Origin of the sequence: Archangium sp., from assembly GCF_045802675.1 — a bacterium.
Taxonomy (GTDB): domain Bacteria; phylum Myxococcota; class Myxococcia; order Myxococcales; family Myxococcaceae; genus Archangium.
Genome location: NZ_JBJMQO010000042.1, coordinates 225,988 through 244,752 on the forward strand (window position 1 = coordinate 225,988; position 18,765 = coordinate 244,752).

Annotated in this window: 15 protein-coding genes; 5 read left to right on the plus strand and 10 right to left on the minus strand. The window is 70.3% G+C overall.

What is annotated here, in order from left to right; translation table 11 throughout:
* Positions 1–83 precede the first annotated feature (83 nt).
* Together ACJ8AN_RS13325 and ACJ8AN_RS13330 are read right to left on the minus strand one after the other, a co-directional pair.
* Positions 84–491, minus strand: coding sequence for a DUF2203 domain-containing protein (locus ACJ8AN_RS13325; protein ID WP_407755699.1), 408 nt, complete (start codon positions 489–491; stop codon positions 84–86).
* A gap of 37 nt (positions 492–528) precedes the next feature.
* Positions 529–1,053 carry a hypothetical protein gene (locus ACJ8AN_RS13330; protein WP_407755700.1) on the minus strand — a complete coding sequence of 175 codons (525 nt, stop codon included), beginning with the start codon at positions 1,051–1,053 and terminating at the stop codon, positions 529–531.
* Between the two features lie 498 nt (positions 1,054–1,551).
* Between ACJ8AN_RS13330 and ACJ8AN_RS13335 the strand changes: the two genes are divergently transcribed.
* The gene (locus tag ACJ8AN_RS13335) at positions 1,552–2,529 is read left to right on the plus strand and encodes a terpene synthase family protein (RefSeq protein WP_407755701.1); all 978 of its coding nucleotides are present in this window, start codon (positions 1,552–1,554) and stop codon (positions 2,527–2,529) included.
* A 57-nt stretch (positions 2,530–2,586) separates the two neighbouring features.
* Here the strand turns inward: ACJ8AN_RS13335 and ACJ8AN_RS13340 are convergent, their stop codons facing one another.
* The 5 genes from ACJ8AN_RS13340 to ACJ8AN_RS13360 form a co-directional block, all read right to left on the minus strand.
* Complete coding sequence (locus ACJ8AN_RS13340) at positions 2,587–3,201, minus strand: TIGR02265 family protein (RefSeq protein WP_407755702.1); 615 nt, start codon at positions 3,199–3,201, stop codon at positions 2,587–2,589.
* 171 nt (positions 3,202–3,372) lie between these two features.
* A complete protein-coding gene (locus ACJ8AN_RS13345) occupies positions 3,373–4,068 on the minus strand; it encodes a c-type cytochrome (RefSeq protein ID WP_407755703.1) in 696 nt (231 codons plus the stop codon).
* Positions 4,065–5,303: a YncE family protein gene (locus ACJ8AN_RS13350; RefSeq protein WP_407755704.1), complete on the minus strand. Its 1,239-nt coding sequence runs from the start codon at positions 5,301–5,303 to the stop codon at positions 4,065–4,067. The genes ACJ8AN_RS13345 and ACJ8AN_RS13350 overlap by 4 nt, the downstream gene beginning before the upstream one ends.
* A complete protein-coding gene (locus ACJ8AN_RS13355; protein ID WP_407755705.1) occupies positions 5,300–5,920 on the minus strand; it encodes a hypothetical protein in 621 nt (206 codons plus the stop codon). The genes ACJ8AN_RS13350 and ACJ8AN_RS13355 overlap by 4 nt, the downstream gene beginning before the upstream one ends.
* 5 nt (positions 5,921–5,925) lie before the next feature.
* Positions 5,926–7,317: a hypothetical protein gene (locus ACJ8AN_RS13360; RefSeq protein ID WP_407755706.1), complete on the minus strand. Its 1,392-nt coding sequence runs from the start codon at positions 7,315–7,317 to the stop codon at positions 5,926–5,928.
* A 203-nt stretch (positions 7,318–7,520) separates the two neighbouring features.
* Between ACJ8AN_RS13360 and ACJ8AN_RS13365 the strand changes: the two genes are divergently transcribed.
* The gene (locus ACJ8AN_RS13365; protein ID WP_407755707.1) at positions 7,521–9,083 is read left to right on the plus strand and encodes an LVIVD repeat-containing protein; all 1,563 of its coding nucleotides are present in this window, start codon (positions 7,521–7,523) and stop codon (positions 9,081–9,083) included.
* A 270-nt stretch (positions 9,084–9,353) separates the two neighbouring features.
* Positions 9,354–10,067: a class I SAM-dependent methyltransferase gene (locus ACJ8AN_RS13370; protein WP_407755708.1), complete on the plus strand. Its 714-nt coding sequence runs from the start codon at positions 9,354–9,356 to the stop codon at positions 10,065–10,067.
* A 3-nt stretch (positions 10,068–10,070) separates the two neighbouring features.
* Here ACJ8AN_RS13370 and ACJ8AN_RS13375 read toward each other — a convergent pair whose 3' ends face one another.
* The 3 genes from ACJ8AN_RS13375 to ACJ8AN_RS13385 form a co-directional block, all read right to left on the minus strand.
* Positions 10,071–11,357 (minus strand): YecA family protein, encoded by a 1,287-nt coding sequence (locus ACJ8AN_RS13375; RefSeq protein WP_407755709.1) that lies wholly within the window; start codon positions 11,355–11,357, stop codon positions 10,071–10,073.
* Between the two features lie 94 nt (positions 11,358–11,451).
* Positions 11,452–12,657 carry an OmpP1/FadL family transporter gene (locus ACJ8AN_RS13380; protein ID WP_407755710.1) on the minus strand — a complete coding sequence of 402 codons (1,206 nt, stop codon included), beginning with the start codon at positions 12,655–12,657 and terminating at the stop codon, positions 11,452–11,454.
* 27 nt (positions 12,658–12,684) lie between these two features.
* Positions 12,685–15,552 carry a hypothetical protein gene (locus tag ACJ8AN_RS13385; protein ID WP_407755711.1) on the minus strand — a complete coding sequence of 956 codons (2,868 nt, stop codon included), beginning with the start codon at positions 15,550–15,552 and terminating at the stop codon, positions 12,685–12,687.
* Positions 15,553–15,842: 290 nt separating this feature from the next.
* Between ACJ8AN_RS13385 and ACJ8AN_RS13390 the strand changes: the two genes are divergently transcribed.
* Both ACJ8AN_RS13390 and ACJ8AN_RS13395 read left to right on the plus strand, forming a co-directional pair.
* Complete coding sequence (locus ACJ8AN_RS13390) at positions 15,843–16,430, plus strand: hypothetical protein (protein WP_407755712.1); 588 nt, start codon at positions 15,843–15,845, stop codon at positions 16,428–16,430.
* 317 nt (positions 16,431–16,747) lie between these two features.
* Positions 16,748–18,733, plus strand: a complete 1,986-nt coding sequence (locus ACJ8AN_RS13395) for a Hint domain-containing protein (RefSeq protein ID WP_407755713.1) — start codon at positions 16,748–16,750, stop codon at positions 18,731–18,733.
* Positions 18,734–18,765: the final 32 nt, after the last annotated feature.

The window sequence follows — 18,765 nt, forward strand, 5'->3', positions numbered from 1 at the left end:
CCGGCGCTCGTCGGAAGGTAGGGAGCCTCCTCCGGTACAGGAACCACGGTCGGGGACAGGCGGGGAGACAGGCGCCCCTGTGCTCAGCTCAGGTAGGAGGGAGCGAACTCGTGGGCGTGGACGATGGGTTGGCGGCCGGCGAAACCCCCGTCGAGCTCGTGCCAGTGCGCCACCGCCGGCTCGCCATAGCGCCAGCAGAGGTACACCGGGCGGCCGCCCTTGAGGGCATGGAAGTCCACCAGTCCATCCGCGGCCTTGAGCTCCACGCCCAGCTCCTGGAACTGCTCCAGCTCGGCTTGAATCCGCTCGAGGAGCGTGTCGCGCTCGTCGCGCAGGGGGGCGGTGCGCCGCGGTCCGGCCCCGGCGTCCTGGAGGGACTCGAGCTCGCGCACGATGACGTGCGCGCGCGCCACCCACGGCCGCACCTGTTCGAAGGTGCGGGTGAGCAGCGGGATGAGACGGTTGGCCTCTTCCACTCCGAAGTAGCGCATGGCGCCCCCGAGCCTAGCGTCCCGGTGGCGCGTGTGCTCAGCGCTTCTTGGCCGGCTTGCGCGCGGTGGCCTTCTTCGCCGTCTTCACGGCGCGCGCCACGGTCTTCCTGGCCGCGGCGGCGGCGCGCGCCACCACCTTGCGCCCGAGGCTGCCCCCCCTCCCGGCGGGAGCGGCGGCCCCCTTCTCGCGGGCCGGGGCCTTCGCCTCGGCGGCCTCGGGCCTGGCCTTGCCCTTGGTCACCACGCGCTTGGGCGCCGCCGTCCGCTGGGCCGCCGCGGGGCGCTCCGGGGGTTTGACCTTCTTCGCCGCGGGGCTGGCCTTGGCGGTGGCGGCCGTCTTCACCGGAGCGCGCTTGCGGGTCTGCGCCTTGGCGCGGTAGCGCTTCACGGTCTCGGCGTGGGCCTGCCCGTAGTGGGTGGAGGGCTGGGCGAGGGCCGCCTTCTCCTCCTCCTTGCTCAGGGCGATCTTGTGCTCCTCGTTGCCGAGCCGGGGGCCCGAGCCCTTGTAGGTCTGCGCCGGCTGCTGCGCGAGGAAGGGTTCGAAACTGTAGGTCCTACCCATGGAAGTCTCCTGCCTGCGTACCAGGGATGTTCCAAAGGAATAGGCAGTGCTCCCGGGTCGCGGAATGGTCCCGGAGATGGGGGCAGGCACCCGAGCAGGGCGCCGCTTGGGCCTGGGTCCGCGCGCACCTGGGACTGGAACCGGCTCGGCGCTCTGCCTCCACGGGGAGTGCTGGCGTGAACCCGAAACCTTCACCCCCAACGCAAACAGCACACGCTGGACGCCGGGGCACCTGGTGCGGCTGGAATCTTCCCGTCCCGCGCCTCCCCGGGGCGGGTGGGGCATTGCTGACCTGGGGGTCCGATTCTACCTCCCGGGAAAGCGTGAGAAAACAGGAAGACCGCGAAAGCCAGGGTGTAATTCTACGCCCCCTTCCCTCGGGGGTCGGGTGCGCGGAGCCGTCCCGGTCGTGTGAGACACCGCGACCCGGGACGTGGGTCCGCGCCTTGCACAAGCGTGAATCCGGCTGGATTCGCAGGTGGTGTGGGGGAAGCAACCATGAGTGCCTTTCATCTTCCGAAGCTGTACTGCCCGTTCCCGCAGGAGCTGAACCCCCTCATGGATTGCATCGAGGGCGAGGCGTTGGAGCGCTGGGCGAAGTACCTGGGCGTCCACGCGAGGCACTCGGTGTTCCGCAAGCTGCAGCGCAGCCACTTCCCCACGCTGCTGGGCCGCTGCCACCCGGAGGCGACGCAGGAAGCGATTCGCGCGGCGCTCGACTTCCTCATCTGGAACTTCTCGTGGGATGACCAGGTGGACGTGGGCGAGGTGCCCGCCGACTGGGTGCGCCAGCAGAGCGAGATGGCGCTGGCGGTGCTCAAGGGCGCCATTCCCTATCACGACGCGCCGCCGCTCCTGTGGCTGCTGGCGAGCATCCGCGAGAACATCGCCCAGCGCATGCCGGCGGAGTGGATGGAGCGCTTCATCCAGTCGTGCGCCTATTACTTCCAGGGCACCATCTGGGAGGCGGAGGTCCGCGGCAACCGCCAGTGCCTCGACGTGAAGACGTACATCGAGCTGCGCCGGCTGTCGGTGGGCACGTACATGGGCTTCACCCAGGTGGAGGCCATTGAAGGCTTCCTGCTGCCCGAGGAGGTGCTCGCGCACCCGGCCCTGGTGGACCTCATCCAGACGGCCACGGACATCATCGCCTGGTCCAACGACTTGTTCTCGCTGGCGCAGGATCTCAAGGACGACTTCCACCCCAACCTGGTGTTCTCCCTCCAGAAGGAGCACGGGGTGGAGCTGCAGCGGGCCATCGACGTGGCGGTGGAGATGCACGACGAGGCCGTGCACCACTTCCTCGAGCTGGAGAAGAACCTGCCCTCGTTCGGCGAGCACGCCGAGAACGTGGCCACGCTCGTCACGGGGGTGCGCCGCTGGATTCGCGCCAACGTGGACTGGTCCATCCAGACGGGCCGCTACCAGGAGGGCGCCGAGTCCGAGACGGCCCTCAAGCGCGCGCGCGTGGCCTGAGGGCGGTGCGCGGGCCGCCGGGAGGCTGGCTCCTGGCGGCCGGGGCGCGGGGTGCGGCTACTCCCAGGAGAAGTCCACCGTGCTCTCGGTGAGGCTGAGCTGCCGGCCGATGGCCTTGGTGTTCTTGAGCTGCGCGGCGGCGAGGATCTGCAGCACGGAGCCGGCGAAGTAGTGCACGGGCACGGCGTTGACGTAGGTGAGCCGGCCGCTCTTGGGCCCGCTCCACACCAGCGAGCAGGTGCCGTGGTCCCACGCCGTCTTGTAGGCGGTGGGCATGCTGTCCACGAGCCGCTTGGGCTCCTTGCCCACCAGCGACAGCAGCATCTTGCCCGTGGTGGACTCGAGGAAGCGCGGCGCGACGCGGAAGCCCAGCTGCTGCATGGCCCCGTCGAAGCCGCCGTACCTGCCGCTCAGCTCGTTGGCGCAGGCGTAGGTCAGCTTGAGGAAGGTGTTGACGGGGTAGGAGAAGAAGGCGGTGAAGCTGCCGCCGCCGGCCGCCTCGGTGCAGCGCTTGAGCGCCTCGAGGTCCCCATGGCTCTTCACCACCTCCAGGGCGGAGCCGAAGAGGAAGCCGCGCGTGGTGTCCTTGGGGCCGAGCGCCGCGAGCCGCTGCTCCAACTCGCGCTGTGCTCCGGGTCCCTGGGTCGGCTGCGCCGTCGACGTGCTGCTCATTGAGTTGCTCCCCCGCACGCGGGTTGCTCATCCTCGCCAGATGCTGGCGGCTCGCGTTGCGCCCGCTTTCTTAGCATGAAAGAGATTGCCGTGTGATGGGGTCCGGTGGCCCGTTGGGTGGCGCACTGGACCGCCCGCATCAAAGAATTGCACCCGCGTGGCATTCCCCCGCTAGAGGCCGAGGAACGCGAGCAGCGCGCCCAGGTCCTGGTCGGACAGGGCCTCCTGGCTGTAGGGCGGCATGTTGCCCCCCACGCCGAAGAAGCGGCCATGGCGCACCTTCTCGATGAACACCACGCCCGGGGACACGCCGGGGAAGAGCTCGCCGTACTCCTGGGAGACCTCGGGGAGGACGGGCGCCAGCGGGGTGAGCCGGCCCTTGCCGGTGTGGGCCGCGCCGTGACACTCCTGGCAGGCGGCCCGGTACACGTCCGCGCCCCGCGCGCTGCCGCCCCGGGGCACGTCGTCGATGTCCTTGACGAGGGTGAAGGGCTGCGCGGGAGTGCTCGCGTCCGGGCCGAGGCTCGCCAGGTACTCGTAGAGGGCTCGGCTCCTGGGGTCCTCGGGCGCGAGCGGCGCGGTGCCGCGCATGAAGGCCGTGTAACAGAAGCTCACCGCGTCCAGCAGGTTCGTCTCGTAGCCGCCCCACCAGTGGGGGCGCGAGGCCACGCCATGCAGCGACAGGCCGGTGTACAGCTTGTCCGCGGGAGGCGTGGCCGTGGTCGCGTGGCACGTGGCGCACGAGAAGGTGTTGTACTGGCTCTGAGAGAGCTTCGGGTCGCTGAAGAGCTCCTCGCCGTACTCGGCCGCGGGCGTCGGGCCACAACCGGCCACGAGCAGCGCCACGCCCCAGGCCCACCCCTTCATGGCTTCCTCCGGAGGATTCCCACCGAGTCGGGGAAGAGTCCCATCGTCACCGTCTTCGCCACCGTGAGCGTCTCCAGGTCGAGCACGTGCAGCGTGCCCGGGCCCACGTGGTCGCCCTCGCACACGGCCAGCGCGTGCGTGCCGTCGGGCGTCAGCTCCACCTGGTGCACGTTGAGGCAGCCGCTCGGGCCCAGGGCGATGTTGCCCTTCACCGTGGGCGGCGTGGTGGTGGTGTCGATGACGGCCACCTCGTCGTACTTCTGGTAGGGCATGTAGAGCGTCCGGCCGTCCGCGCTGAAGGCGCCGAACATGGGGACGCCGCCCCGGTGGAGCGTGTTGGGCACGTTGCGCTCGGGCCGCATGGCGAGCGTCTCGGGATCGAGCGCGTAGACGACATCGCTGTTGAGCGTGCTCACCCACACCGAGCCGTCCACGGGCGACAGGGTGAGCGCATAGGGCGAGTACCTCGGCGTGAGGGCGGTGCCCGCGCTGTCCGTCAGCTTGATGCGGGTGACGGGGTAGCTGGGGTCATCCAGCCGCACCACGGCCACCTCGTCCGAGATGCAGGCGACATAGGCGCGCTTCTCGTCGGGCGACAGGCGCACCGCGTGCGGGGCCGGGCACACGGGCACCATCGCCTTGCGTGCCAGGGTGTCCGCGTCGAGGATGGCCAGGCGCGAGTCCATCTTGCGCTCATCGGTGATGCCGGCCTTGGCCGCCTCGGTGATTTTGAGCAGGTCGAAGTGCGTCTGGTACAGCGTGTGGCCATCCGCGCTGATGATGAGGTCGCCCGGGTTGCGGTCCACGCGCACCGAGCCCACCAGCCGGTTGTCCTTCGCATCCAGCTTGAGGCAGTAGCCATCCGCGGTGCCGGAGCCGTGCGCCCCGTGAGGACCCGAGCCCGCGCCGGGCACGTAATAGGACAGGCCCACGTAGTAGGAGTCCGCGCGCGGTGACATGGCCGAGTGGTGCGGCCCCTCGAGCTCCACGGGGTTGAGCCCCACCGGGACGCGCGCGAGCTCGCCCCAGTCCGCCGCGCCCAGCGTGTCGAGGTCCAACAGGCTCAGCGTGTCGTCCAGGCTGTTGGTGACGACGATGCGCCCGCCGCCAATGGGAGGCAGCTCCTGGCGCGAGGGCCACGGCACATCGGCGCCGTACTCGAGCTCCGGCACGCGGGTGCCACTGCACGCCCCGAGCGCCAGCGGGGCGAGCAGCGCGAGCAGGGGACGTCTCACGGAGTGCTCCGGCGGAAGAGGCGCGGCGTCTCGAGGCGGTAGGGGCCCTCGGTGACGCCGTTCTGCACGAGGTAGGCGCTCATCACCTGCACGGAGAGGTCCTCGCTGGGGTGCTTGCCGAGCTCCGCCCACGTGGTGGCGTCCGGCTGCCAGGAGAGGTCCGAGGTGAGCACCTGGGCCAGGGGGCATTTGGCGCCGGGCGTGGAGATCTCCACCCAGTAGAGGTCCCCGGTGAACGGAGGCAGGTGCGCGTGGGCCGAGGGGAGGAGCAGGTCTCCCAGCCACGCGGTGAAGGAGCGCGAGGCGCGGGGCGCCACCTGGAGCGCGAGCGCGCCCTGCTGGGGACGCACGAGCGAGGCGCGCAGGGGCGAGGACCACTCGAAGGTGGGGGGCGTGGCCTCGGCCGGGAAGACCTGGCCCTCGGTGGGGGACAGGAGGGTGACGGCGCGCGAGGAGTCGGTGGGACGCTGCTTCACGTCCACCATGGCGCGCCAGGCCTCGTCGGTGGCCTTGCCGGCGTAGAGGGGCTCACCGCACTCGGTGGCGGCCGTGTCACAGGCGGACGTGGCCAGGGCGAGGGCGGCCACGCAGGCGGTGCTCAGGTGTCTCACGTTCATGGCTTTCAGGTCTCCGGGTTGCGTCGCGAGCGGCGGGAGAAGGGGGTGAGCAGGAAGAGGCCGGCCACGGGGAGCAGCCCTCCGGGCGACGAGCAGCCGCACGGGCCGGTCGAGGGCTGGGGCACGGGAGGCTCGGTGAGGGTGCCCGCGTCCTCGGACGAGCCCGCGTCCGGTGTACCGCCATCCGGGAGCGGCCCTTCCGGAGGCAGGGTGGGGTCGGCGCCGATGTCGGGCTGCGCGGCGAACTGGGGCCAGCGGGAGCGGCAGATGTCGTGCACCGGCGTGCCGGCCGGACATGCGGGGGCCTTGAGGTCGGGCAGGTTGAAGAGGGGCGTGTACGTCTGCCCCTCGTCGGTGGTGGTGGCCAGGGCCCAGTCGTGCACCCGGGTGGCACCGCAGACGTAGAGGACGTCGCCCTGGCGCTCCACGCACGCGTTGCCGTCGGGCAGGGGCATGAGCGTGGCGGCGGGGTCCCCCTCGCGCACGCGGAAGAGGCGCGTGGGCGTGGCGGCCCAGAGTGTCTTCGCGTCGGGGGAGACCTCCATGCCGATGAGGTACTCGTCGATGCCGTCGCGCGTCTGGTTCTCCGGGTGGAGGACGGACTGGAAGGTGTGGCCTCCGTCCCGGCTCTCCATCACGTACGTCCAGCCCTGCCAGGAGATGCGCGCCCAGAGCCGGTCCGGATCCGTGTCGGCCACGCGCAGGACGAACAGGTCATAGGCGCGCGAGTACTCGGACTGGTAGTCGGGGAAGGGCTGGGGAATGTCCTCCCAGGTGCCGCCCTCGTCGTCGCTGCGGTAGAGGTGCAGGCCAGTGGGCGTGCTGGCGGACACGTAGAGGCGCCGCGGCTCCGAGGGCGCCACCTTCACCGCGGTGAAGATGGAGTTGTCGAGCGCGTTGGGCGTGTTGCTCTGCAGCGAGGTGGGGGTGAACGTCTCTCCGCCGTCGTCGCTGCGGAACAGGCCGTTGGGCGAGCCGGAGCGGCCCGTCGACACCCACAGGCGCGCGGGGTTGGACGCGGGCGAGGCGAGCCCCATGGGCCACAGGCCCCGGGACTTGAAGTACGGGTGCACCTGCCACGTGCAGCCGCCATCGCTCGAGCGGGTGAGGTCCGCGCCAGTGGCCGCGAGCAGGGTGCCCTCGGGCTGCCAGAGGAAGGTTTCCGGGCGCCAGCCCCCATAGGCCATGGCCTCGGCGCACACCCAGTGCCATGTCTTCCCGCTGTCGCGGGAGATGACCGCGCCAAAGGTGGCGCCGACGAACAGGTCCTCGGGGTGGTCGCGGCGAAGGGTGACGCTGGTGGTGTCGGGGTAGCCCGCGTGCGCGAACGCGGGAGCGGCCCGCAGCACGAGCGTCGCCAGCACCCATCCGCGGCAGAGCGAAGTCAGGAGTTTCATGAGGAGACTCTCGGTGAGCGGTGCTCGCACGATAAACGTCGTGAAGTGCACCGTATACCGGGGTGTGGGGTGGGGGAGCCGATATGTGTTCGCTGCCCGCTCGTTCGCCGGGCGTGCTCGGAGGCCCGGGGTCGGAGGCGAGGCGCCCCCTCGCACGGGGGGCGGTATGGTGGGCGCTCCGAGCCACGAAAGGGAACGCTCACATGAGATGGATGTCTGGCACCTGGATCGTTCTGGCGGCTGGAGGCTTGTCGTTGTCCGGCTGCAACAAGGACGAGTCGGCTCCGCCCCCCACCACCGACTCGCTATCGGACTGGGTGGATGAAGGCCGTTATGCCGCGTGCGCGAACTACAGCAACCCTGCGCTCACCTGCGGGGACGAGGCCTCCTTCAACCTCTCCGGGTGTGATAGCGCCTCGCTGGCCAGTCTGCCGGCGGATGGCATCTACACGATGGTGTACCGCACCGACAGCGAGCTGCCCTCCATGGGCGCGGGCTCCTTTCGCATCTCGGCGGACCGCAGCCTCGACTCCTTCCGGGGCGTTCCTCCAGAGCGGCGGATCTCCGACTCGAGCTTCTTCCTGTCGAGCACGCGCTCGACGTCCTCGACCGTCACGGTGCGCAACTCACTGGTGGGCTGCCGCGCCGAGGGCAACCGGCTGTACGGCTGCTACGCCAACTGCCGCAATGGCAGTGTCACGGGCGCGGGCACTTTCATGGCGGTGAAGTGGGAGCCGCGCGCGGGCGAGTCGGAGGCCTCCGGGCTGCGGCTCACCTCCGAGTCGTTCGTGGAGCAGGGCCTGCCCGTGGATGTCTACGTCACCCAGGGCCACGCCTACGTGGTGTCCATCCGCAATGGGAGCGAGCCGGGCGGCCTCACGGTGTTCGACGTGAGCAACCCGTCCGCGCCGGTGCTGAAGAAGGTCATCAGCCTGCCCACGGACAACTACTGGAACGGCGTGTGGGCCAAGGGCAACGCGCTCTACGTGGGGAGCCAGAGTTCGGGGGCGATCGTCTTCGACATCTCCAACCCCGCGGATCCGCAGCAGGTGCGCAACGTGCCCTCGGGACAGGGGCAGCTCGACGTGCACACCGTCTTCGTGGAGGGCGACCGGCTGTACGCGATGGCCCCGAGCCCGGTGCCCAAGACGTTCATCTTCGACATCACGCAGCCCACGGATCCGAAGCTGCTCGGCGAGTACATGGAGCCGGGCGCCGCCGACACCGCTGGCGTGGGCTATCCGCATGACGCGCTGGCGTTCGACGGGCGGCTGTACATCAATCACTGGTCGAGCGGGTACGTCATCGTGGACGTGAGGGATCCGGCGCACACGAAGCGGCTGGGTTCATTCTCCTACCCGTACGCGACGAGCCACGCGAACGCGGTGGGTAGGTTCGGCGAGCGGCTCATCGCGTTCGAGGGCGGGGAGAACTGGGGCGCGCACCTGCGAGTGCTGGACGTGACGGACGCGGCGCACCCGAAGCGGATTGGCGAGCTCAAGCTGGGGGACAACGCCTCCATCCACAACATGGTGCTCAAGGGCGAGCGGCTGTACATCGCGCACTACCAGCACGGGGTGCGGGTGCTGGACGTGTCGGTGCCCGAGGAGCCGAAGCAGGTGGCGTACTACAACACCTTCCGGGAGACGGATCCGGAGCGGGGCGTAAGCTTCTACGAGGGGGCCATCGGCATGCGCGTGCCGGGAGACGGGTACGTGTACGTCGTCGACACCTCGCGCGGCCTGCTCATCTTCCCCGAGCCGTGAGGGGGCCCGAGCACGCCGCCCTGCCGGACGCGGTTGTCCAGCACGCGTATCTCGGTGGGGAAGGTCCTGTCAGGGGTGCGCTCGCGGCAAGGAACGAGGCCCCTTCCGGTCGCGCTTCGTCCAGACTGGTACGACCATCGGACCAGTTGCGGGAAAACGCGCCCGGAGCCTCCCCCCCTGATGGGACCTACTCAACCTGGCTTGGACCCGTCACTCAGGGTGCTCCATCGCGAGACCGTGCGCCTGGCGCCCCCTGAAGGAGATAGCCCCGTGAACCCGAGTCTCTTCCTCTCCCATGGAGCCCTGCGCTTGTTCTGCGCCACGGTGCTCCTCTCCGCCACCGCGTGCACGCACCGCGAAGCCGCGGAGCCCTCTCCCACGGAGCACCATCACGGAGCGCACCACGGAGCGATGCCGCATCGCTTCGAGGACGCGCAGGAGTGGGCCAGGCGCTTCGATGACCCCGAGCGTGACGCGTGGCAGAAGCCAGACGAGGTCATCACGGCGCTGGCGCTGCCGCCGGATGCGAAGGTGGCGGACGTGGGCGCGGGCACGGGCTACTTCGCGGTGCGGCTGGCGCGGGCCGTGCCCCAGGGCCGGGTGTACGGCGTGGACATCGAGCCGGACATGGCGCGCTACCTGGGCGAGCGCGCGAAGCGCGAGGGCTTGAGCAACCTGGAGGCCGTGCTCGCCGAGCCGACGGATCCCAAGCTGCCCGAGCCGGTGGACATGGTGCTCATCGTGGACACGTACCACCACATCGGCCAGCGGGTGGCGTACCTGAAGAAGCTCGGGGAAAAGCTGCGGCCCGGAGGCCAGGTGGTGATCATCGACTTCCGCGAGGCCTCGCAGAAGGGGCCGCCGCCGCAACACAAGCTGTCACCCGAGCAGGTGCGCGAGGAATTCGAGGCCGCCGGCTACCGGCGGGCCCGGGTGCATGATTTCCTCCCCGACCAGTACTTCCTGGTGTTCCAGCGCGGCTGAGCATCACAGCGCGATGGGGTGGGCGCGCAGCCACTCCTGGGTGCGGCGGATGCGCTCGGCGCCCGCGGGCAGGTTCATGCGCGCGAGCAGCTCGCGGTAGGGCTCGAGGTCCTCGGCCGTCCACCGCGTCCTGGCCTCCAGGTCCGCGCGCACCACCTGCTCCTCGGCCGAGCGCGCCTGGGGCTCGGCGCGCGAGGTGAGGATGGCCGCGAGCACCATGCGCACCGGCTCCGCCTCGAAGGACACCGCCGCGTCCGTATAGAAGTCGCGCGTCATATCCCCGAGCGCCACGTCCTTCGACAGAATCCGCATCCGCTCCAGCAGGCCCGCGAGGAGCTCCTTGTCCGAGTCCAGCGCCTCGCGCACCGCCGCCAGGAAGGCCGCCACCGCCTTGCCCCGCGCGGGCCCGTCCATCGGCGCCTTCAGCGCATTCAGGGGCTCCCACAGCACGCTGGTGAGCCAGAGCTGCTCCTCGGGCGTGAAGACGGAGGGCGTGTTGGGCTGGCGCATGGCCGCCTCCACCCGCTCGGCGCGCTCACGGGCCTCCTGGGCGATGCGCGCGGCCAGCTTCGGGTCCGACTCCACGTACTTCACCAGCGGCTCCATCTGCCCCTCGCCCGCCTGGCGCAGCACGTCGCGCGCCTCGTCCGGCAGGTCCGCGTTCTCCGCGAGCTTCTCCAGCTTCGAGGCCAGCTGCTGCCCATGGCGGGCGCCCCACTCGCGGAACTGCACGCCGAACACCACGTCCAGCACGGGCCGGTCCTCGGGCTGGAAGCCGCCCGTCTTCGGCGTGGAGGCGAGCAGCGCTCCCAGGCACAGCGCCTGTCTGTCTTCCGACGTCAGCCCGGGCGCCGCGGCCCGCGCCAGCAGCGTGGTGCGCAGCTTCTCGAGGAACGCGCGCGTGCCCAGCTCGCGCACCGTGCCCAGCCGCAGCGCGTTGCGCGCCTGGCCCGGGTCCCGGTCCACGGCGTCCTCCAGGCGCGCCAGCTCGCGCGTGACATGCGTGTCGAAGGCCGCGGCGTCGAAGCGCAGGCCGGGGACGGGGCCCCACTCGGCGAGCAGCTCGCCCAGCCGGTCCAACGTCTCGGAGACGCGCGTCATGTCCGCATCCCCGAGCATGGCCATCGCCGCCTGCGCATCCCGCACGAGCGCGGCCTGGGCGGCCTGGGCGGGCGCCACGGAAGCCTCCGCCGACTCCCGGGCCCTGTCCTCGGCGGCATGACAGGCCTTGTACTTCTTGCCACTCCCGCAGGGGCAGGGGTCATTGCGTCCGGGCTTGTGGGGGCTCACGTCCTCGCACCTCTCGAAGGGAAAAAAGAAGAGGCCCGGCACTCGGTGGTGCCGGGCCCCATCGCAGACCATGCCCTCTAGCAGGGCTGGCGTGTCACATCGAGTAACCGAGTGTCAGGCCAATCACATGGGCCGTGCCGGAATAGGTGCCGGGCAGCAGCTCGGAGGTGCTGCGCTGGTCTTGCAGCAGGACGAGCTGGTAGCCCAGGTCCGCCCGGAGGTTGGACATGCTGTAGCCCAGGCCCGCGGTGAAGTTCAGGCGGCTGGCGTCCGGCAGGTCCGGGGTGAGCGTTTCCTCGGGGGTGGGCGTCGGGTCGTAGATGAAGCCCAGGCGCAGCGCCAGGGCGTCCATCACCTTGTACTCGCCGCCCACGTGGAAGCTCCACATGTCCTTCCACCGCTTGGGCAGCGGCTGGTTGGGCGCGCCTCCAGGAGGGCTCTCCAGCACGAAGAGGAGCTCCTGGATGGTGGACCACTCCATCCAGTTCACGTCCGCGGCGAGCGTCAGCTTGCTCACCGGGGTGAAGGACGCGCCCAGCCCCACCGAGGACGGCATGGTGACGTCCAGGCTGGCGGGAGTGTCGGCGAACACCGGGGCGAACGGCGCCGGGATGTCCCGGAAGTCCGCCGTGCCCTGGGTGTGGAACGCCACCCGGCTGCGGTAGGTGGCGCCCAGCGTGAGCAGCTCCGGCAACACGTCCACCTGGACGCCCGCGTTGAAGCCGAAGCCCCAGTCGTTGGTGGACAGCTTCACCGTGCTCTCGGGCGTGGTGCCCAGCGGCAGCGAGCGCGTGATGCCCACCGAGCCGTAGATGATCTGCGCCCCGGCTCCGATGCGCAGCCACTTCAGCGGTGCGTAGGCCAGCGTCGGGTTGATGTCGAAGGTGGTGACGCTCGACTCCAGGGCGATCTGCCGCCCGACGAAGTCAGCCGGCCACTTGCTGTTGGCCCCGAAGGGCGTGAAGACACCCACGCCCGCCGCGAACTGGTCGGTGAGCTTGTAGGCGAAGTAGGCGTGCGGTGGTGGCGCGGCGGTGTTCTGGTCCTGCTCCGGGGCCCCCGCGATGGCGGGCGTGAAGCCCAGGTTCACGAGGATGAGGGTATCACCGAGCTGGGCGTCCAGCTTGTTGATCCCCAGGATGCCCGCCGGGTTGTAATAGATGGACGAGGAATCCCTGGTGCTCGCCACGCCCGTGGAGCCCATGCCGGTGGCACGGGAGCTCTGGGTGTCGATGGCGAGGCCCGCCGCCTGGCTGGTGCCGGCGGCGAGCAGGGTCAGAACCGTGAGTGTCTTCTTCATGCGCGAGTCCTTTCTCGCGTTGCGTGATTACGGCTGGAGGAACTGCACCACGTCGGACTGTGCTTGTACGGCAGTGGGGGTACTGCTGAAGAGGAAGCCGTGGCGGGAGTTGGGGGGCAGCTCCGTGTCGGAGGGGTCGTACTTGATGGAGCTCAGCAACTTCGAGCTGCCGCCGCGCAGGTTGGCCGAGTTCAGCAGGGCCTGGGTCGTGGAGTTGGGGATGATGGTGTCGCGGGTGATGTACTGCACCAACGCCTCGCGATCGGCCGGCACCTGGGTCCCGTTCATGACGTACCACGAGTAGTTGATTGGATCTCCCGGGTCGAGAATCCACTGCCCGCTGCGCACGAAGGTGTCGAACGCCGGACTTCCCTGGGGCATGCCCTTGGAGGCAAGCGTCGAGTAGAGAATCGTCTTCATCGCCACGAAGTTGGGGTCCGTGGCCTCGGCGAGCACCTGGGTGAGGTAGCCGCCAGGGACGTTGAGCACCACGCTGTGCACGTCCGGAGACACGGCGGTGTAGAGCGTGCCGAGGATGCCGCCGAGGCTCTGGCCCACGTAGTCGATGCGGGTGGCGTCCACCGTGACGCCGGCCGACGAGAGGCTCGCGTTCATGCCGCCCTTGAGGACGCGGGAGACCTGGGCGAGGTCGAGGGCCTGGTGGCGGAAGTTGTCGCGGGTGACGAAGAAGTTGGCCAGGTCCAGCATGTTCCAGCCGGAGATGGTCACCGAGCCGTCCGAGTTCTTGCGGAAGGTGCCGCCCTCGCACACGTCGCCGTCGAGGCAGCGGCCCTGGTTCACGCCGGAGCAGGTGAGGTCGGCCGTCGCGCTGGTGTGGTCGCAGGCCGCGGGGGTGGTGACGCCGGTGCGGGCGATGCAGCGGCCGTAGGTGGGGCTGGCCGGCTCCCTGTCGCACTGCTGCTTCGCCGGGTCGGCGCAGGCGAAGTCATCGGTGGCGGTGGGGGTGGTGGGCTGGAAGAGCACGGCGGAGCCCACGCACGAGCTGCGCTCGCCGTGCTTCACGGAGTCGATGGCGAGGGTCGCGCGCCCGGTGGTCGCCAGCGTGTTGGCGATGGCCAGCGCGTGCTGGTGGTTGCCGCGCAGACCGTGGCCGAAGAGGGTCACCGGGTAGCCGCCCGCCGGCTCGGCCGAGTTGGGCACGAACAGCAGGAAGGGGATGCGGTCGTAGCGCAGCAGGTCCGGGTTCTTCGTGGCCAGCAGGTCCGGGCGAATCATGCCGCCCGGGCCCGTGAGGGCCATGGGCACCACGAGCTCGCCCTGGAGCACCTTGGCGAGGTTGCCGCGCGGAATGCTCTTGGCATCCATGATGGGGAAGAAGGTGCTGCTCGCGTCCACCACGTACTTCGGCGCGTCCGGCAGGCGCGCATCGGAGCCAATCGCCACGGGCAGGTCGTGCAGCTGCTTGAGCGTGCTCACGGTGCTCTGCGTGGTGAAGGCCCACGCCAGGGTGAGGTCCTTGCGCGGAATGCCGCCCTTCACCAGTCCGTCGATGAGTGGCTTGAACGCCTGGCGGCCCGCCTCGAGCTGCATCGCCTGCGCGTCCAGCACGCCGGACACCGTGCTCTTGTTGCTCGCGTCCACCAGCGGCGCGCTCGAGCGCAGCAGCGCGAAGGCGCCCGCGGGCACCACGCGCTTGCCCTGCTCGTTCTTCAGGCCCGACGTCAGCACCGCCGCGTAGGTGGTCTTCTCGTTGAGCGGAATGCTCGGGACGAGCTGGAGCTGGGAGGGATTGTTGGGCTGCGTGCCGTCCGCCTTCAGGCTGCTCTTGCAGTCCAGGCAGACCTTCACGCCGCCCTGGGGCACCGCGCCGGTGGCGGTCACCTTGAGGAAGCGCGTGGAGGCGGTGAGCAGCGAGGCGTCCAGCTTGCCCACGTCGATGGCGCCGCGCGTGTCGCTGTTCTCCGACACGATGGGGGAGGTGGTGGAGAAGCCATCCAGCAGGTTGAGGCCCTGGTAGAGCGTCTTCACGTCCTCTGAGGCGCCCGGGGGAATGGGCAGGTTGACGTGCGTGCCCGAGGCGTCGCGGGCGAGCAGCAGGTCATTGGGGAAGGGGATGACGCCGTTGGCCGGGTCGAACACCAGCTCGGGCAGGCTCATCACGGTGAACGTCCACAGGATGGCCACGTCGTCGCGCTTGACGCCCTGGGTCTCCAGCACGTCGAGCACCGGAGCATACCCGGCGCGCAGGGCCTCGAGGCGCAGCGCGGTGGCCGCCTGGTCCCGGAGGCGCTCGGTCTCGTCCGTCTTCGTGCTGGGGATGACGGGCGTGGCGGCGCGGCAGGTGTCGGGGCTCGGCTCCACGCCCTCCTGGCAGTTCACGAGCGGCGTGGGGAAGCGCAGCAGCGCCCACGCGGGCGAGGCCACCAGCGTCTTGCCGCCGGTGCCCTTCACGCCATTGGCGCCGCCAATGACAGCCACCGCGTAGCGGCCGCCCTTGGGCCAGCCGGAGGTCGGCGGCGTCACGGTGAGCAGGCCCTTCTGCGAGTCATAGCCCAGCGCCGGCGTCACGGCCGGCAGGTGGAGCTCGGGCCGCAGGTCCAGCACCAGCACGTTGCTCGCGCTGAGCGTGGCCGGGTCCACGTCCGGAATGGGCGTGGAGGCCACCGCCGACGCGGGGAAGCCGTCGAGCGTGTTCAGGTAGTCGCGCGTGAACTCCTGCTGCGCGGGGGGCGAGTTGGGATCGATGGGTGCTTCCACCAGCCCCGTCTTCGGGTTGATGGCCAGGTCGTTCGGCGTAGGGACGACGGGCGGCACCGCGCCGGGATCGAACTGCGCGACCACCAGCTCGGCGGGGTTGACCTCAGGGGGTTGGACTTCGGGCGCACACGCGGCACTGCCCAGGGCGACAGCCCCGACGACCCACAGCTTCCTCATGGAAGGGAACCTCTCGATGTGGAGGAGACGACGGTGCAGGGCGTAGCACGTTCGTCGCTCCTGGAGGAACCCACACATGACGTGACGCGTCGAGTCATCAGGGCGGTAAGTTTGAGTCGCACCCAATGGAGTCGCATCCCCGCCTCGCGGGCCATGAGGCGTCTATTCCCAGACAGAGAGGCGCGGGGAGGAGGGGGCGCGGCGTCCGGGCGGCGGGCGTGGGGCCGACCCGTCGCGTCGGGTGGGAAAGGGGCGATGCTGGGGCCCCCGGCCCGGTATAGGTTGGACGCATGAAAAGACTGTTCGGCGCGGTGATGATGATGGCGGCCGTGGGCGTGGCCCAGGCCCAGACGCAGCAGACTCCCCCCGCGGCCCCGCAGGCGCAGCCGGCCCCGCAGGGCGCTCCCGAGGCGGGCGGCCTCACCTGGACGGCGCCCGCGGGCTGGGAGTCGCAGGGCGCTCGGCCCATGCGCGTGGCCACCTACCGCATCGCTCCCGCCAAGGGCGACACGGACGGGGCGGAGCTGGCCCTCTTCTACTTCGGCGAGGGCCAGGGCGGCGCGGTGGACGCCAACGTGAAGCGCTGGCTGGGCCAGTTCCAGAAGGCGGACGGCACCCCGGTGATGGAGAAGGACGCGCACACCAAGAAGGAGACCGTCAACGGCCTGGCCGTCACCACCGTGGACGTGAAGGGCACCTATACCGGCGGCGGCCCCATGATGGGCCCCTCCACCCCCAAGCCCGGCCACCGCCTGCTGGGCGCCATCGTCGAGGGCCCCCAGGGCCCGCTCTTCTTCAAGCTCACCGGCCCCGAGCGCACCGTCGCCAGCGCCGAGAAGGGCTTCCACAAGCTGCTCGAGTCGGTGAAGAAGAAGTAGGGAAAAACTTTTCCCACCCAGCCTCTGAATTCTTGAGAGGGATTGCGGCCCCCGTTCACAAACGGTGGGCCGCGTCCATCCAGTGACACCCTTGAACGTCGGACCGCGGACGCGGGCCCGGCCCGGGTGTCCGGGGCTTCACACGCAACACCGTTCCCACTGCACGGCGTGCACTCCGGACACACGTTGAGTGTCGAGCCGGGCGTGTGCACTCCGACCCACCCAAGCAACCCCACGAGTGGCCGCTGCACCAGGGCTCCTCCTCCCTGGAGAGGGGAGGTGCGTCCACATCCCCAATGTCTTGAATGGAAAGAGCCATGAGAAGTCCCACGAAGACGAGTCCCTGGCCGTCCCCCGCGGCCGTGCTGACGATGATGATGCTGGCCTCGCTCGGGGCCGGGTGCGGCCAGCAGCGGCAACCACCGGCCGAGTCCTTCGACAAGCGCGTGCTCGCCGAGGACTCGCGCGCCATGGCGGACCTCTACGCGCAATGGCAGCGCTCCCTCCATTCGCAGGGGCTGAAGACGGGCGCCAACCAGCAGATGCCGCTCGTGCTCTCGGAGGAGGTGCAGTACCGCTTCGTGCTCAACCGGCTCAAGGCCCGGGGCTTCAGCCCGGAGAACGCCCCGCGGCTCTTCAAGCACCTGGCGGAGCTGCACGGCCGCAAGGCTCCGCCCGAGCGCCCCATGGGGACGCCGGGCCAGGCGCGGGCCGCGGGCGTGTCCGGCCCGGAGGCGAGCGAGGAGGTGTGGTGCGGGCACATGATTCCCATTGGCGCCGAGGGCAGCGACGCCACCCGGGCCCGCTTCCAGGGCACGGCCCTCACCTCCTGCTTCGGCGGCTCGGACTACGCCTACGTGGACCTCACCGCCTTCGCCACGGACTCGCACCAGCAGGTGTTCGAGCACCTCGACTCCGCGTACGACGAGGAGTACGCCGGCAAGGTGCTGGAGACGGCGCCCCTCACCGTGTCCCTCGCGCGCGACGGCGGCAAGCAGCTGCTGGCCGACTCGCTGGCCATGGCCTTCAACGAGCTGACGGGCCAGGAGCAGCTCACCTATACGTCGGTGACGGCCACGCCCGCCTCCATGGACATGGATGGGGACATCGTCGTCGAGCACCCGCGCGAGCTGCTGAATGAGATTCCGTGGGACCAGGCCATCCGCGTGTGCCTGGAGCGCGGCAGCGTGCATGGTTTCCTCGACTGTGATTACGGCGCGGTGCGCGTGCTGCCGGATGGCACCTGGGAGCCCTTCCCGAGCTCGGGCGCCACGGGCATCGCCGCGGTGGACGCCGCCGCCTCCAAGGCCACCGCCGCGGGCGGGGGCACGCCCACGTGGATTCCGGACCGGAGCGCCTACTGGGAGCCGGCGGTGAAGCCCTTCGATCCCACGCGCTTCCAGGTGCCCGCGCGCGGCGTGGTGCGGCCCCACATCCTCCCGGAGTGCACGGTGACGAAGGTGACGAGCAAGGTGGCCGCCATCCTGATGGACTCGGGCGGGTGGTGCGCGGCGGGCTCGTCTCCCGGCACCCTGGTGGGCAAGGGCGAGCTGCCCTTCGTGACGCCCACCATGCCCGGCGAGTACCCCTTCGACGGCATCATGGACTTCGGTACGGGCAACTGCGTGGACAACGCGCAGAACGTCCGGCTGGAAATCTGGACCTACGCCGAGGGCACCTGCCCGGATCCGTGGGGCGGAGCACCCGAGCCCTTCCGGTGCCCCGCGAAGGTGGAGGTGAAGCCCGTGGACTACAAGCGGGTGTGCTTGGCGGAGGGGACGCGGGTGACGCGGGCGGATGGCCAGCCGGTGACGGTGGAGCAGGTGAAGGTGGGCGACAAGCTGCTGGCCAATGGCAAGGGCCTGGCGCTCACGGTGACGACGGTGCACCGCGGGGGCGAGAGCAAGCCGCTGGTGAAGCTGCGTGACGACCAGGGCCACGAGGTGCGGGTGACGGAGACGCACCCCCTGGTGTCGGCCCAGCGTGGCGTGGTGCAGGCGGGCGAGCTGAAGACGGGCGAGGCCGTGCTCACCCGCGCCGGGGTGCGCAAGCTGGTGAGCGTGGAGCGCGTGCCCTACGAGGGGCGCGTCTTCAACTTCTCGCTGGGCACGCCCGGGGAGCTGGCCGGCCAGGGCCCCGAGGCCCATACGATGTTCGCCAACGGCTTCCTGGTGGGGGACAGCCTGCTGCAGACGGAGCTGGAGAAGCAGAAGCGGGTGGATGCCCGGCAGGTGCTGGCGCGGCTCAATGGCGCCTGGCACGAGGACCTCCGCCTGTCGCGCGCCCGGCACGCGAAGAAGTAGCGCGCGGGCCTCGTGCCCGTCTCGAGGGGCCG